Below are 14,765 nucleotides of genomic sequence, written 5' to 3'. Positions count from 1 at the left end.
GGTTAATACCCATTAATATGTTTAAAGTATTATTATTAATAATTAATATATTAGACAAAAAACTAGAAAGTTTCTATTCTTTGATCGAAATCAAACGTGTTGGTATGACAAGGAATAAACATGGAACACTCACAAAATAGCCTCACATCTGAGCGGCCTAATGAAGGAATAAGAACACCCTTGCAGGGAAATACCACACCCAAAAAACATTATATACAAAGAGATGATGCGCTGTATTTACGTGTAACCTTATCTTTTTTTACGGTGGGCTTTGCCACATTCGCTTTGCTATATTTTGTTCAGCCAATATTACCTATGCTGTCAGAGGATTTTAATATTTCCCCTGCAACTGCAAGCTTATCATTATCACTGAGTACTGGCTTGATGGCATTAGGTTTACTGATTACCGGGCCAATTTCAGATGCAATAGGTCGCAAAAATGTGATGGTTATTGCATTGGCTTGTGCTGCACTATTTACTCTGCTCAGTTCAGTCATGCAGAGTTGGCAAGGGATCTTAATTGCGAGGGCATTAGTTGGTTTATCGTTAAGTGGCGTTGCTGCTGTCGCTATGACTTATTTGAGTGAAGAGATCCATCCAAGTTATGTTGCGTTATCCATGGGGTTATATATTAGTGGTAATTCATTGGGTGGAATGAGCGGCCGTTTGGTGACGGGAGTGATTGCTGATTTTTATTCATGGCGTGTTGCCGTTGTGATTTTAGGTTCGTTAGCTTTGATCGCGGCTATTGGTTTTTGGCGCTTATTGCCCCCTTCTCAGCATTTTCGTGCGAGTTCTTTAAAACCTAAGAATCTATGGGTTAATTTGCATCTACACTTTAGAGACAAAGGCTTACCTTTTCTATTTATTGAAGGCTTTGTTTTGATGGGTGGTTTTGTCACAATGTACAACTACATTGGATATCGTTTACTTGAAGCGCCTTACTCTTTTTCTCAGTCTACTGTTGGCTTGTTATCCGTTATTTATTTAACAGGGACTTACAGTGCGACTAAAACGGGAAGTTTAATTCACAAGTATGGACTTGGACGAGTGCTCATAGCGTCTATTACTATGATGTTAGTTGGTATTTTAATCACACTATATTCAAATGTTTGGTTAGTGCTGCTAGGAATGACAATACTAACAACGGGCTTTTTTGCAGCGCACTCTGTAGCGAGTAGCTGGGTGGGACGCAGAGCTAAACGAGCACGTGGACAAGCGTCTTCTCTGTATTTATTTAGTTATTACGCTGGGTCAAGTATTGCAGGTACGGTTGGTGGCTTATTTTGGCAACACTTTGGCTGGAATGGCGTTGCGCTATTTATTGCTGGAATATTATTTATTGGCATAGTCATTGCTTACCGTTTGAAATCAATTTGTTATAACCAGTAGATTAGGAACTAATAAAGGTTAAACTACCATACCTTCTCGTGATTAGTAGATGATAAAAAAGTCTATTAATTACGAGGAAACCCAATGAAACCATTCTCTATAAAACCATTTTTAATTGCCCCATTACTCCTATGCTGTAGTTCTTTTGTTTGGTCCCATGGCTATGTCGAATCCCCTGAAAGTCGTTCATATTACTGCAAGCAAGGGGTAAATACCCACTGCGGAGCGGTGCAATATGAACCGCAATCTATTGAAGGCCAAAAAGGTTTTCCTCAATATGGCCCAGTTGATGGAAAAATTGCTAGCGCCGGTATTGCTGCTTTTTCTCCCTTAGACATACAAACTGCGAATCGATGGCAACGGGTTATCTTAAATTCACCTTATGTTAGGTTTAAATGGCGCATCACAGCAAAACATAAAACGACAAAATGGGAATATTTCATAACTCAGCCAGACTGGCAGCCAAACGCCTTGCTATCTCGTAATCAATTTACACTAACGCCATTTTGTAAATTTGAACGCGTAGAGTTTCCAGAAGAGACTGTTGAGCACAAGTGTGTATTGCCAAAAAATCAAAAAGGTTACCATGTCATTTTAGCCATTTGGACGATAGATGATACGCAAAATGCGTTTTATCAAGTTATTGATACAGAAATAAATTAACGTCAAAGGAAAGCTTATATAAGAAAGGGGCAAGTGTTAAAATGCCTCACTTGCCCTTTTTGACTCTGATTTTCTTATAGATAAACACGAGAGTTTATGTTATTTATTGTTTATCACCCATTTGAATGTTGTAACTAAACTATGAAAAAACAAGATTTAATTAATACGTTCAATGAATTGGAATCACAAATAAACCAATTTAGCCTGTTGTTATTGGAACAATCAAAACAAGTTCCATTTACAGCTCATGTCTTCCAGTTACCTTCAGTAATTAAAGGTGAAGAGAATAATGAGATAGAACAAATCTCAGTACAAACATTAGTTGGTCATGATGCGATACGTGAAACAGTAAAGTTAGTTAATTTATTGTTTTTACAAAACAAACCAGACGAGGTCAGCAACAAAGCCGCTATCCGTTTACCGGGGGTTATATGTGTACAAACTAATTTGCAAACTTATCGTAACTTTAATTCATTAATTTTAAAGATCAATGAGTTAAAAATGCATATAAAAGCCATTGTCACACAAGTTGACGAACCTCATCGATTCGAATTTATTCGTGATAGTTTACATGGCCTACTAACATTGAATACCTACCGAACCCTCTCTTCATTGATTGATGTCGATACGATTAATTTTGGCTGGGCGAATAAAAAAGTTATCAATAAAGTCACAAAAGAAGCAATGCGAGACCGCTTACAAGCAAGCTTAGAAAGTGGCCGCTGCCCTCTTCATTTACCAAAAGAGCACTGGCGCTTACAATTGGAAAATGAAATTCGCTTAATTGACGCCCTACCTTACAATGCGGTTTTAAAAACTCAACGGCCAGTCAAAGTTCAGCCAATCGCTCGTGTGTGGGATAAAGAACAACAGAAACAAACCCAGTTTGCTTGTGCAACGCCTTTATTTGTTTTTGCGCTTGAAAAAACGGTGGCAGAAATTAAAGTCGGTGAACTTCCCGATTACCATGCCAATAACATTGCAATCCGTAATCGGCCCAGAGCAAAAGCAGTTGAACTATTAATACCACGTTTAAATTTGTATATAGAACGCTAAAAAAACACCCATCTGTCAAACAGTATGGGTGTTATATAAAGCCAGTTTAATAAGCTAGCTTAAGATTTCATGCTGCCAACCATATCTTCTGGACGAACCCAATCATTGAACTGTTCTTCTGTTAAATAGTTTAATTTCAATGCGGATTCTTTCAGCGTCAGTCCTTCTTTATGCGCTTTTTTAGCAATTTCTGCGGCTTTATCGTACCCAATGTGAGTATTTAAAGCTGTCACTAACATTAGCGATTCATGAAGTAATTTTTCAATACGCTCACGATTTGGTTCAATTCCAATCGCACAATGCTCATTAAAGCTACGCATACCATCAGCTAATAAGCGAACAGACTGTAAGAAATTATCAATTAGCATTGGGCGGAATACATTCAGCTCAAAATTACCGGATGCCCCACCAATGTTAACAGCAACATCATTCCCCATAACTTGTGCACATAACATAGTCAGTGCTTCACACTGTGTAGGATTTACTTTACCTGGCATGATTGAACTGCCAGGCTCATTTTCTGGGATAGATATTTCACCAATACCGCAGCGAGGACCAGATGCTAACCACCTAACATCATTGGCAATTTTCATTAAAGAGGCAGCTAAGCCCTTTAAAGCACCATGTGCATGTACAAGGCTATCGCAAGTTGCTAATGCTTCAAATTTATTAGGTGCCGTAACAAATGGTTGGCCAGTTAATTCTGCGATTTTTTTCGCAACACGTACCGCATATTCAGGATGCGTATTTAAACCAGTCCCTACTGCTGTACCACCTAGCGCTAATTCACACACATGAGGAACAGAATTTTCAATGTGTTTTTCATTATGCGCTAACATTGCAGCCCAACCTGAAATTTCTTGGCCTAGCGTCAACGGGGTTGCATCTTGCAAGTGAGTACGACCGATTTTTACAATATCTTTAAATTCTTTCGCTTTTGCATCTAATGTTTGATGCAAAATTTTCAGTTCAGGGAGAAGATGTTCGCGGATTGCGACGACCGCAGCAACGTGCATTGCCGTTGGGAAAACATCATTTGAACTTTGACTTTTATTCACATCATCATTAGGGTGAATAAGACGATCATTACCACGTTGACCACCGAGAATTTCGCTACCACGGTTAGCTAAAACCTCGTTCATGTTCATGTTACTTTGCGTACCAGAACCGGTTTGCCAAATAGCTAGAGGAAATTCCGTTGGATGTTTACCAGCTAAAACTTCGTCAGCAGCAGCAATGATTGCATCGCCGCGCTCTTTAGCTAATAATCCAAGATCCATATTAACACTAGCAGCGGCTTTTTTAGTGATAGCGAGTGCGTGAATTAACGCAACAGGCATTTTTTCTACAGATATACGGAAATGTTCTAAAGAACGCTGCGTTTGCGCGCCCCACAATTGGTCAGCAGGTACTTCAATTGGTCCCATTGAGTCTTTTTCAATGCGAGTGGCTGCCATTACTATCTCCTTAGGTACATACACAGAATAATTGATTTTAGAATCATCTGCTTGCAGGTAAGCAAATAACCGAGCAGTATAATGCCACAAATTGAATTTCATTTATGAGACTTGGTCGAGCTTATTGTATTGTAGTGAAAAGGAAATCAGTTGATTTTTATGAAAAAGAGAATTTTGCTATGCTTAAAATGATAAACAAAGTCCAAAACTATGACTGGGGCAGTAAAACGGCCCTGACTAAGTTATATGGGATTTCAAACCCTGATAGCTTACCTATGGCTGAACTTTGGATGGGTGCTCATCCAAAAGCAAGCTCCGAAGTTCTCGATGCGGAAAAAAATCAAAGTATTCCACTTAACGCCTTAATTGAAAGTGATCCTGAAGCCTACTTAGGTCAGCATGTCGCACAAACTTATCATCGTTTACCTTATTTATTTAAAGTGTTATGTGCTGCTCAACCGTTGTCTGTTCAAGTACATCCAAACAAAACTTATGCTGAAGTTGGTTTTGCTAAAGAAAATTCGGCTGGCATCCCACTAGATTCCCCAATACGCAATTATAAAGATGACAACCATAAGCCTGAATTAATCTTTGCGTTAACACCTTTTAAGGCAATGAACGCGTTTCGCCCACTGAATGAAATCGCGCAATTACTGGATTTTGTTTCAGCTGCACATCCTGATATCCAATTATTTGTTCAAGACCCAACAAAAGAAAAGTTATCTCGTTTATTTGCACAAATTCTTAATTTAACAGGTGAACAAAAAGATTTAGCACTTGGCGTATTGAAAGCCGCTTTAAACAGCCGACAAGGCGAGCCATGGAACTCAATAAAGCAAATGGTTAGCCTATATCCTGAAGATAATGGGCTATTTACCCCTCTTCTTCTTAACATCGTTGAATTAGAACCTGGTGAAGCGATGTTTTTATATGCCAGAACGCCACATGCATATCTAGAAGGTGTTGGGTTAGAGGTGATGGCAAACTCAGATAATGTACTGCGTGCTGGGTTAACAAATAAGCACATAGATATCCCAGAGCTGATTGCTAACATTGACTTTAAGCCTACGTTTGCAAAGGATTTATTAAGTATTCCCGAAAAATCTGGAAATATCTGGAAATATAATATTCCAGTAGAAGATTTTGCATTTAATATATATTCTATAACCCACTCGGAAGTTGCGCTATCTAACAATAGTGCCTCAATTTTGTTCTGTATTGAAGGCCAGTTAGTTTTACATTCAAGTAATGATGAAATATGCATTAATTCAGGTGAATCTGTTTTCTTGCCTGCTTATGAGAAAAGCATAACCATTAATGGCAGTGGCAAACTAGCCCGGGTATTTAACAAATAGTGTCATATTCTGTATTTAACCGTCTTCATTGTATGAAGACGATTATATAAAACTTTTATAAATTTATAAGTACGGCAATAACGTGCTGAAAGGATGGATGTTTATAATGAAAAAGTCATTAGTCGCGGTTGGTGTTATTGTTGCTCTGGGGGCAGTGTGGACTGGAGCTTCATGGTATACAGGTTCTAAAGTAAAAGATGAACTTGATAGAGTAATTCTCAAAACCAACGATTTTTTTGCTGTAAATGTGCCTGAGTCAGGTTTGAATTTTAAAGTAGAAAATTATGAAAAAGGTGTTTTTTCATCTAAAGCAGATATCGTAATCACCTCTGCGGATTCAGTATCACCAGAAGACTCAATTGTATTCAAAACGAATATTGACCACGGTCCATTCCCATTATCACAAGTCGCTAAGTTTAATTTATTACCAAAATTAGCAGCGACGCAAATTGAATTAGCTAACAACGCGACGACAAAAGAATTATTCGAAGCGACTCAAGGTAAACCATTTATTCATGGTTCTGCTGTCATTGGCTATAGCAAAAGTATTGATACCAATTTAGAGCTGATCCCTGTCGAGTATAAGAAAGATGACGTTTCATTATCTTTCAGTGGTTCTAAGTTTGATGTATCAACAACTTCTGATCTTGCTGCCGTTGATGCAACTTTAGTCACTGATAATTTAGTTATTGGTAAAAAAGATAACTCTGAATCTATGACATTAAAAGGCTTAAAATTAGTCTCTAATGTAACAAAATCACAATATGGCTTCTACACTGGAACCCAGTCATTTGTTATTGCTGATACAGATTTCAACATTCCTGAAACTAAATTTTCTTTTAAAGATTTCAAAATTTCAAGCGACACCTCTATTACTGGCGAAGATGTGAAAGGGAATATTTCTTATAGCATCTCTGACTTAAAGGCGTTAGAGCAAAACTTAGGTTCTGGCGAACTGACTGTTGCTATTGAAAAATTAGATGCTAAAGCATTAGGTAAATTCGTTGAACAATATAATGAAGCATTAGCTCAAGGCTTAGCTAATGGTGACCCAACTGAAGCAACAGAGCGTTTAGCGATGGAAATGATGTCTACAACATTGCCAGAGCTAATGAAAAGCAAGCCTGTATTCACTGTTAGCCCCTTCTACTGGAAAAATGAAGCTGGCCAAAGTTCAGTTGACCTAAACATCACATTTAATAAATGGAACCAAGATGAAATTACTGCGTTAGCAATGTCTAACAAAGTTGATGAAGCTATCAAGCAACTCATTACTTCTTTTGATTTCAATTTAAAACTGAACAAGCCAATGATGATCGAATCAATGACTCAAGCAATGATTTTAGATCAAGGTGTTCCAGTTAATGCTGAAACTAAGAAAGAAATGAAAGGTATGGTTACTTCTGAATTTGAAGGTGTTCAGCAAATGCTGACTTCAGATATGTTCTCTTCTCCATTTGAAGAAATGTTTATGACAGATGAAGAACGTGCTGAAAAAGCTAAACAGAAAAAATCACCTTGGATGATTGATAGCGAAAATGATTTAACTATGACTATCAAATTTGCAGGTAATGACCTGACATTCAATAATGACAAATATACCTTAGCTGAGTTCCTCACTAAGATGAAAGTGATGTCTAACCCAGAAGATGCATTAGAATATGAAGCTGTACCTGCTCCAGATGCAGAACCAGCACCAGAAATGGAAGTTGAGCCTGAATTAGCACCACAAGATGCAGCGCCAGCTAACTAATTAATCTAATCGATACAATTTAGTCACAAAAGCCAGTTAATATGAAGTGAACCCATATAGCTGGCTTTTTTATTTGACACCCCACTCAAGTGTGATATATATCACAATTAAAATGTAATTATTGATCACGTTTCACATTTTTCGTGATTTGGAATTGCATTTGGAAAAATAAAAGCCAAAATGAGGATAGAAAATAGATAAAGGATCATTCCGTGATTAAAACACATTTACCTTTAACCGATTTACACCGCCACCTTGATGGCAATATCCGCCCAGAAACGATTCTTTCCTTAGCAGAACAGCATCACATTCAATTACCAGCGACAGAACTTGAAGCTTTGCGCCCTCACGTCCAAATTATAGGACAAGAAGCTGATTTAGTCGGTTTCTTAGCAAAACTCGATTGGGGAGTCGCTGTTTTAGCAGATTTAGAAGCATGCCGCCGTGTGGCATTTGAAAATGTCGAAGATGCTTTTAATGCTGGTATCGATTACGCAGAGCTACGCTTCTCTCCATACTATATGGCCATGAAACACCAGCTACCTGTAGAAGGTGTCGTTGAAGCTATTATTGATGGCGTGCGTGCTGGATGCCAACAATTCGACATTAAAATTAATTTAATTGGAATTTTGAGCCGTACTTTTGGCCAACAAGCCTGTACAACTGAATTACAAGGACTATTAGCTCATCGTCATCACTTATGTGCTTTAGATTTAGCTGGAGATGAACTAGGTTTCCCTGGAGAGTTATTTGAGTCACACTTTATCAAAGCTAGAGATACAGGGTTAAATATCACTGTTCATGCAGGTGAAGCGGCTGGAGCGAACAGTATTTGGCATGCTATCAATGTATTAGGTGCACAACGAATTGGCCATGGTGTAAAGGCAATAGAAGACCCTGCTTTAATTGAATATTTAGTAAAACATCAAATTGGTATGGAAAGCTGTTTAACATCAAATATTCAAACAAGCACTGTGCCATCCCTTGCTCAACACCCATTAAAAACCTTTTTGCAACAAGGTGTATTGGCTTCAATTAATACAGATGACCCAGCAGTTCAAGGTATTGAGTTACGCTATGAGTATGAAGTTGCAGCCCCGCAAGCAGGTTTAACTTCAGCAGAAATAGAACAAGCGCAACGTAATGGCCTAAGTATGGCATTTTTATCTGAAAGTGAGAAAAAAGCGCTCTTACATAAAGCCGCTACCCGTTAATTTAAATGTTATCAGGGTATTTATTATAACCCTGATAACTCTCTCAAACATTTCACATCTCTTTACACACCAATAGACCGTCATCATTAACCAATCACTTCCCCCTCTAGTTAGCTTTTTTATACTTAACGTATAAACACTGTTGTTAATGTATCAATTATAAAGCCCTATTGTATGTTGTAACTAAATAAGTACCCTTATAAATAAACAGCAAAAAACATGAGGGGTTGTTACTAATCCCCTCAATATTTGTGCTTATTTGGTCGATAATCGTTTAGCATAACGCTGTGCAAGTACAGCACTGACCATAAGTTGTATTTGATGGAAAATCATCAGTGGCAATAAGATGACCCCTACTGTCGCAGCAGGAAACAAGACGTTCGCCATTGGGACTCCGTTAGCTAGGCTCTTTTTCGAGCCACAAAACACGATAGTAATCTCATCTTCTTTGCTAAAACCTAGCAACCGTGCAGCCAATGTATTGAATACAATGATAATAAATAAAATAACGCAAGTGACAACCACAATCATAAAGAGTGATAATGCGTCTATTTTCTGCCAAATCCCCTCGACAACCGCTTCACTAAATGCCACATAAACAACCAATAATATTGAAGACCGGTCAGTCATATTAACTAATTTTCTATTCCGGTTTATCCAATTGGCAATCAATGGTCGAGACAAATGCCCCACAACAAATGGCAGCATCAATTGCATTAAAATAGACCCTATTGCATTGAGCGTATCCATGGCTTGGCTGCCATCAGCATCCATCAATAAACCAACTAAGATTGGTGAAAGAAAAACCCCAAGAATGCTTGACGCTGATGCACTACAAATAGCCGCGGCAATATTTCCCCCGGCCACCGAAGTGAAAGCAATTGCTGACTGTACGGTCGCAGGTAAAGCACACAGATATAAAAAGCCCATATATACGGTAGGTGACATCCATTTAGGTACAATCACCGCAAGCCCTAAGCCTACGATAGGAAATACAATAAATGTACTCGCAAAAACCAAGAGGTGGAGACGCCAATGCCCTATCCCTGCCATTATTGATTCACGAGATAACTTAGCCCCATGCATAAAGAACAATAATGCAATTGCAGCAGTAGTTAAATATTGAAACCCCGTTTTTATATCGCCTTCACAAGGAAAAAGGCTGGCTAGAATGACAACGCCAATCATGATAAGTAAAAATGGGTCGATTCTCAGTTTAGCTAGCAAATTCATTCGATTATCCATAATAAAAGCCAGTTATGTTAACTGGCCTTATAGTGTGCGTTAATGACGTTAAAATATTGCTTCGATTGTGCGTTTTTCTTTTGCCGAACGTATACCTGCTTCAATAAGCTTCATAATATCTATTGCTTCACTCGGTGTGACAGGGTTTGGTTTACCATGGCGAATCGCATCATATATCCCTTGATAATAACCACCATAATTACCGCGTTGGTTTGGCCACGATTGTGTTATAAGCTCATCACCTTGTGACAACGTCACGCTCCCCATATTGGTATCAACTCCCCAATCAGCCCCTTCTGGTCGTTGGCCAGCTTTTAAACAGTCTTCTTGGGGATCTAAACCATATTTAACATAACTACCATTCATTCCATGAATAACATATATCGGTGTTGGTGCAGCAGCTAATGTTGTTGCATGTAATACAACCTTCTTATCTGCATATTGCAAAACGGCATGAAAGTAATCCACTGCCTGTGCATTAGGGCGGATCATAGCAAGATCAACGCTGATCCCTAAAGGCCTACCAAAATACTGCAGGACTTGATCCAACAAGTGCGGCCCTAAGTCGTACCAAATACCTGCTCCAGGAATATCAGCTTCACGCCAACGTTGCCTAACTAGCGGACGATAACGATCAAAATGTGATTCATAATATTTAATATCGCCTAGCTTACCTTCTTCTAATATTTTTTTAACTGTTAAAAAACCTGAATCCCATCGGCGGTTATGATAAACCGACAATAATTTTCCTGCTTGCTCCGCTTGTTGTTTTAATTGTTCTGCTTGTGAGACATCTAATGTAAATGGTTTATCGACAACGACGTGCTTCCCTGCTGCTAATGCCGCTTGAGCAAGAGGAAAGTGAGTATCATTAGGCGTAGGAATAACGACTAGTTCGATATCTTTATCAGCAAAAACAGCTTCCGGAGAGGCGGCAACATGAATATTTGGCCAATCTGCCTTAACCTTACTCGGGTCACTGCTAGAAATCGTTGTTAAATCATACCCTTCTAAAATACCAAGGAAGGGAGCATGAAATGTTTTACTGGCATAGCCATATCCGATGATCGCGACTTTAATTGGTTTAGACATTTAGACCTCATACAACGATAAACTCAGGTAGAGATAAAAAGTACCATCAGAAGGAATGAAATGGCAAATAAATCTATGATAGGATTGTAGATTGTCCAGCGAATTTGCCAAAATGGGTTTGATTAATTATGACTTCAGTTTATGACGCTAACCGCATCACTGGCTGGCTATTAGTTCCAGCGATCTATTTGTTATTAACCTTTTTAGCTGTTTGCAGTATGACTGTTATGTATTGCATTAAATTTTATGAGATTGTCACGACTGTTGATCATTGGACAAGTTTTATTCCTGCCGCTTGGTATCTGTCATTTGCCATCGCTGTTGGGATGACTATTTTCAGTATTCATGTACTGCAACTGATGTTTTCCCGCTCAAAGCATTTCCCCCGCCGTTTTATTATTTGGCTACTCATTTTGTTATTATTAGGTATAAAAACCTTCGCATTTTCACCTATTGACGATGAAACCGCTTTGCAGGTCTTAGCATGGCCTTTAATTGGCGCGGGTTTCTTTGTCCCTTATCTAAAACGCTCTCAACGTGTGAAAATGACTTTCACACAAGATCGATAAGCATCACATAAATTGCTTGATATCATAATGATAGTTTAACTGGCTTCGGCCAGTTTTTGTTCTTTTTTCATTTCAGGCAATAGCATGACTGATTATTTATTACTCTTTGTTGGAACAGTGCTGGTTAACAACTTCGTTCTCGTTAAATTCCTTGGCTTATGCCCTTTTATGGGCGTCTCAAAAAAACTCGAACCGGCCATTGGAATGGGCTTAGCAACGACGTTTGTTATGACATTAGCGTCAATCAGTTCTTGGTTGATTGACACACTTGTCCTTATTCCTCTCGATCTTGTCTATCTGCGGACGCTAAGCTTTATTTTAGCGATTGCTGTTGTTGTACAGTTTACTGAAATGGTGGTCAGGAAAACGAGCCCAACGCTTTACCGTTTACTCGGTATTTTTCTGCCTTTAATTACCACCAACTGTGCGGTTCTTGGTGTTGCCTTATTAAATATTAATATGTCTCATACTTTTATGCAGTCTGCCGTGTACGGTTTTGGCGCTGCTGTGGGTTTCTCATTAGTAATGGTTTTATTTGCCGCTATTCGCGAACGTTTAGCTGTTGCCAATGTTCCTGCTCCATTTAAAGGATCATCAATTGGGTTAATTACAGCTGGCTTAATGTCTCTCGCGTTTATGGGCTTTAGTGGTTTGGTGAAATTCTAATGATGTCTGTATGGATTGCTATCGGTATATTAGCCGTTTTTGGCCTGATATTTGGGCTGATGTTAGGTTACGCCTCATTACGCTTTAAAGTTGAAGCAGACCCTATTGTCGAACAAGTTGAAGCAATATTGCCTCAAAGCCAGTGCGGTCAATGCAGTTATCCTGGCTGCCGCCCTTACGCCGAAGCGGTTGCAAATAATGGGGAAATGATCAACAAATGCGCCCCTGGTGGCGAGCAAGTCATGCTAAAAATCGCTGAGTTGCTTAATGTCGACCCTCAGCCGATTGATGGCGATGAAGCCGCGCAAAACCCCGTTCGTAAAGTGGCTATTATCGACGAAGAAAACTGCATTGGTTGTACTAAATGCATTCAAGCTTGCCCTGTTGATGCCATTGTTGGTGCAACCCGCGCCATGCATACTGTGATTGAAGACTTGTGCACAGGCTGCGACTTATGCGTCGCCCCTTGTCCTACAGATTGTATTGAACTTGTTCCTGTGAAAACGACTACAGCCAATTGGAAATGGGATTTAAACACTATCCCAGTAAAAAATATTAGTGTTGAACCCCATGAACAGCTTGTCACTAAAGCAAGAGGTGAAACTCATGCTTAAGCTCTTTAATTGGTTGAAAAAAGATAATATTTGGGATTTTAAAGGTGGGATCCATCCGCCTGAAATGAAGCTACAATCTAGCCAAACACCGATGCGTATTGCATCAGTGCCCAATGAGCTGATTATCCCATTACAACAACATTTGGGCCCTGAGGGAGAGCTAATTGTTCAGGTTGGTGACTCAGTATTAAAAGGCCAGCCATTGACTAAAGGGCTTGGGCGTACTGTACCTGTTCATGCATCAACTTCAGGAGTGATCACTGCAATTGAACCTATGGTAACGGCACACCCTTCAGGCTTAAAAGAATTGTGTGTGCGTATTGCAGCCGATGGCCATGATACATGGTGTACTTTGTCCCCAGAGCCTAATTACATTCAACTAACCCGTGCTGAATTACTGCAAAAAATTGAACAAGCTGGGATAGCCGGCCTCGGTGGTGCAGGTTTCCCAACCGCATCAAAATTGGCCGGTGGTCAAGATGCGATTAAAACATTAATCATTAATGCAGCTGAATGTGAGCCTTATATCACAGCTGATGATAGGTTAATGCAAGAACATGCACAGGAAGTTATTGAAGGCTGTCGTGTTTTACAGCATTTATTAACCCCAGACCAAGTATTAATTGGTATTGAAGACAATAAACCCGAGGCTATCCAAGCTCTAAAAGATGCTGTCACCTCGCAAGACAAACAAATATTCATCCGAGTTATACCAACAAAATACCCATCAGGTGGTGCCAAACAGCTGACTAAAATTTTGACGGGAAAAGAAGTGCCATCCGGTGCGCGTTCGTCACAAATTGGTGTGTTAATGCAAAACGTGGGTACTGTCGTCGCCATTAAGCGTGCGGTTATCGATGGTCAGCCATTGATTGAGCGTGTGGTAACCGTTACTGGTGAAGCCATCAGTAAACCGGGTAATTTTTGGGCGCGTTTAGGCACCCCCGTTAAACATCTATTACAGCAATCAGGTTTTAACCCTGGACCAGAACAAATGGTGATTATGGGGGGGCCTTTAATGGGCTTTACCCTACCCGACTTAAATGTTCCTGTGGTTAAGATTTGCAACTGTTTACTGGTTCCCACAATGGAAGAAATGGGACCTAAAGCACTAGAAGAAGCGTGTATTCGTTGTGGGTTGTGTGTCGATGCCTGCCCAGCCGGGTTACTTCCTCAGCAACTTTACTGGTTCAGTAAAGGAGATGAACACGAAAAAGCGCAAAAACATAATTTATTTGACTGCATAGAGTGTGGTGCATGTGCTTATGTGTGCCCAAGTAATATTCCGCTAGTGCAATATTATCGTCAAGAAAAAGCAGAAATTCGTGAAATAGCTCAAGAAGAGCGCCGTGCTGCTGAAGCAAAATTGCGTTTTGAAGCAAAACAGTTGCGTATGGAACGTGATAAGCAAGCGAGGGAAGAACGTCATAAAAAAGCTGCTGTACAGGTAGATAGCGCTGATAAAGATGCCGTTAATGCAGCTTTAGCCCGGGTTAAAGCCAAACAAAGTGCGACAACCGAACCAATTAAGATTGTTTCCGGTGAATTACCAGACAATAGTGCTGTGATTGCTGCTCGCGAAGCCCGTAAAGCACGAGCACGTGCTAAACAGGCGGAAAAACTGGCCAATACACCAGTAGAACCTACTGATATAGAGGCCACGGATGATCCTCGCAAAACCGCTGTGGC

13 protein-coding genes are annotated in these 14,765 nt (G+C 39.6%); 10 read left to right on the top strand and 3 right to left on the bottom strand.

Features of this window, described 5'->3' with window-relative positions:
- The first annotated feature begins 120 nt into the window (after positions 1-120).
- The 3 genes from PR834_RS02015 to tus all read left to right on the top strand — a co-directional run bounded on the left by PR834_RS02015 (position 121) and on the right by tus (position 3,111).
- Positions 121-1,392 (top strand): MFS transporter, encoded by a 1,272-nt coding sequence (locus tag PR834_RS02015; protein ID WP_004254299.1) that lies wholly within the window; start codon positions 121-123, stop codon positions 1,390-1,392.
- Between the two features lie 84 nt (positions 1,393-1,476).
- Positions 1,477-2,055, top strand: a complete 579-nt coding sequence (locus PR834_RS02010; RefSeq protein WP_231135975.1) for a lytic polysaccharide monooxygenase — start codon at positions 1,477-1,479, stop codon at positions 2,053-2,055.
- A 141-nt stretch (positions 2,056-2,196) separates the two neighbouring features.
- Positions 2,197-3,111, top strand: a complete 915-nt coding sequence (tus, locus tag PR834_RS02005) for a DNA replication terminus site-binding protein (protein ID WP_144140058.1) — start codon at positions 2,197-2,199, stop codon at positions 3,109-3,111.
- A 59-nt stretch (positions 3,112-3,170) separates the two neighbouring features.
- On the opposite strand, the gene fumC is transcribed toward tus, so the two are convergent.
- Entirely contained in the window at positions 3,171-4,568 is a 1,398-nt protein-coding gene (gene fumC, locus PR834_RS02000) for a class II fumarate hydratase (protein WP_036957725.1), read from the bottom strand.
- Between the two features lie 179 nt (positions 4,569-4,747).
- On the opposite strand from fumC, the gene manA reads away from it, so the two are divergent.
- The 3 genes from manA to add all read left to right on the top strand — a co-directional run bounded on the left by manA (position 4,748) and on the right by add (position 8,890).
- Positions 4,748-5,923, top strand: a complete 1,176-nt coding sequence (manA, locus tag PR834_RS01995; RefSeq protein ID WP_036957724.1) for a mannose-6-phosphate isomerase — start codon at positions 4,748-4,750, stop codon at positions 5,921-5,923.
- Between the two features lie 106 nt (positions 5,924-6,029).
- The gene (locus tag PR834_RS01990) at positions 6,030-7,676 is read left to right on the top strand and encodes a YdgA family protein (protein ID WP_226617032.1); all 1,647 of its coding nucleotides are present in this window, start codon (positions 6,030-6,032) and stop codon (positions 7,674-7,676) included.
- 212 nt (positions 7,677-7,888) lie between these two features.
- Entirely contained in the window at positions 7,889-8,890 is a 1,002-nt protein-coding gene (add, locus tag PR834_RS01985; protein ID WP_004254279.1) for an adenosine deaminase, read from the top strand.
- 255 nt (positions 8,891-9,145) lie between these two features.
- Here add and PR834_RS01980 read toward each other — a convergent pair whose 3' ends face one another.
- On the bottom strand, positions 9,146-10,123 hold the full coding sequence (locus PR834_RS01980; RefSeq protein ID WP_112307120.1) for a bile acid:sodium symporter family protein: 978 nt from the start codon (positions 10,121-10,123) through the stop codon (positions 9,146-9,148).
- 60 nt (positions 10,124-10,183) lie between these two features.
- Positions 10,184-11,227: an oxidoreductase gene (locus PR834_RS01975; RefSeq protein ID WP_196724927.1), complete on the bottom strand. Its 1,044-nt coding sequence runs from the start codon at positions 11,225-11,227 to the stop codon at positions 10,184-10,186.
- 128 nt (positions 11,228-11,355) lie between these two features.
- Here PR834_RS01975 and PR834_RS01970 point away from each other — a divergent pair, with 128 nt between their 5' ends.
- The 4 genes from PR834_RS01970 to rsxC form a co-directional block, all read left to right on the top strand.
- Complete coding sequence (locus tag PR834_RS01970) at positions 11,356-11,796, top strand: DUF2569 domain-containing protein (RefSeq protein WP_094960548.1); 441 nt, start codon at positions 11,356-11,358, stop codon at positions 11,794-11,796.
- A gap of 84 nt (positions 11,797-11,880) precedes the next feature.
- Positions 11,881-12,462 carry an electron transport complex subunit RsxA gene (gene rsxA / locus PR834_RS01965; protein WP_004254254.1) on the top strand — a complete coding sequence of 194 codons (582 nt, stop codon included), beginning with the start codon at positions 11,881-11,883 and terminating at the stop codon, positions 12,460-12,462.
- A complete protein-coding gene (gene rsxB / locus PR834_RS01960) occupies positions 12,462-13,076 on the top strand; it encodes an electron transport complex subunit RsxB (RefSeq protein WP_136135101.1) in 615 nt (204 codons plus the stop codon). Before rsxA ends, rsxB begins: the two co-directional genes overlap by 1 nt.
- Positions 13,069-14,765: electron transport complex subunit RsxC (rsxC, locus tag PR834_RS01955; RefSeq protein WP_272525432.1), on the top strand; the 1,697-nt coding region annotated here is incomplete at its 3' end. The genes rsxB and rsxC, both read left to right, overlap by 8 nt.

Source organism: Providencia sp. PROV182, from assembly GCF_028480325.1.
Taxonomy (GTDB): Bacteria; Pseudomonadota; Gammaproteobacteria; order Enterobacterales; family Enterobacteriaceae; genus Providencia; species Providencia hangzhouensis.
Note: the sequence above shows the minus strand (reverse complement) of the source record. Positions and strands in the feature narration are given on the sequence as shown.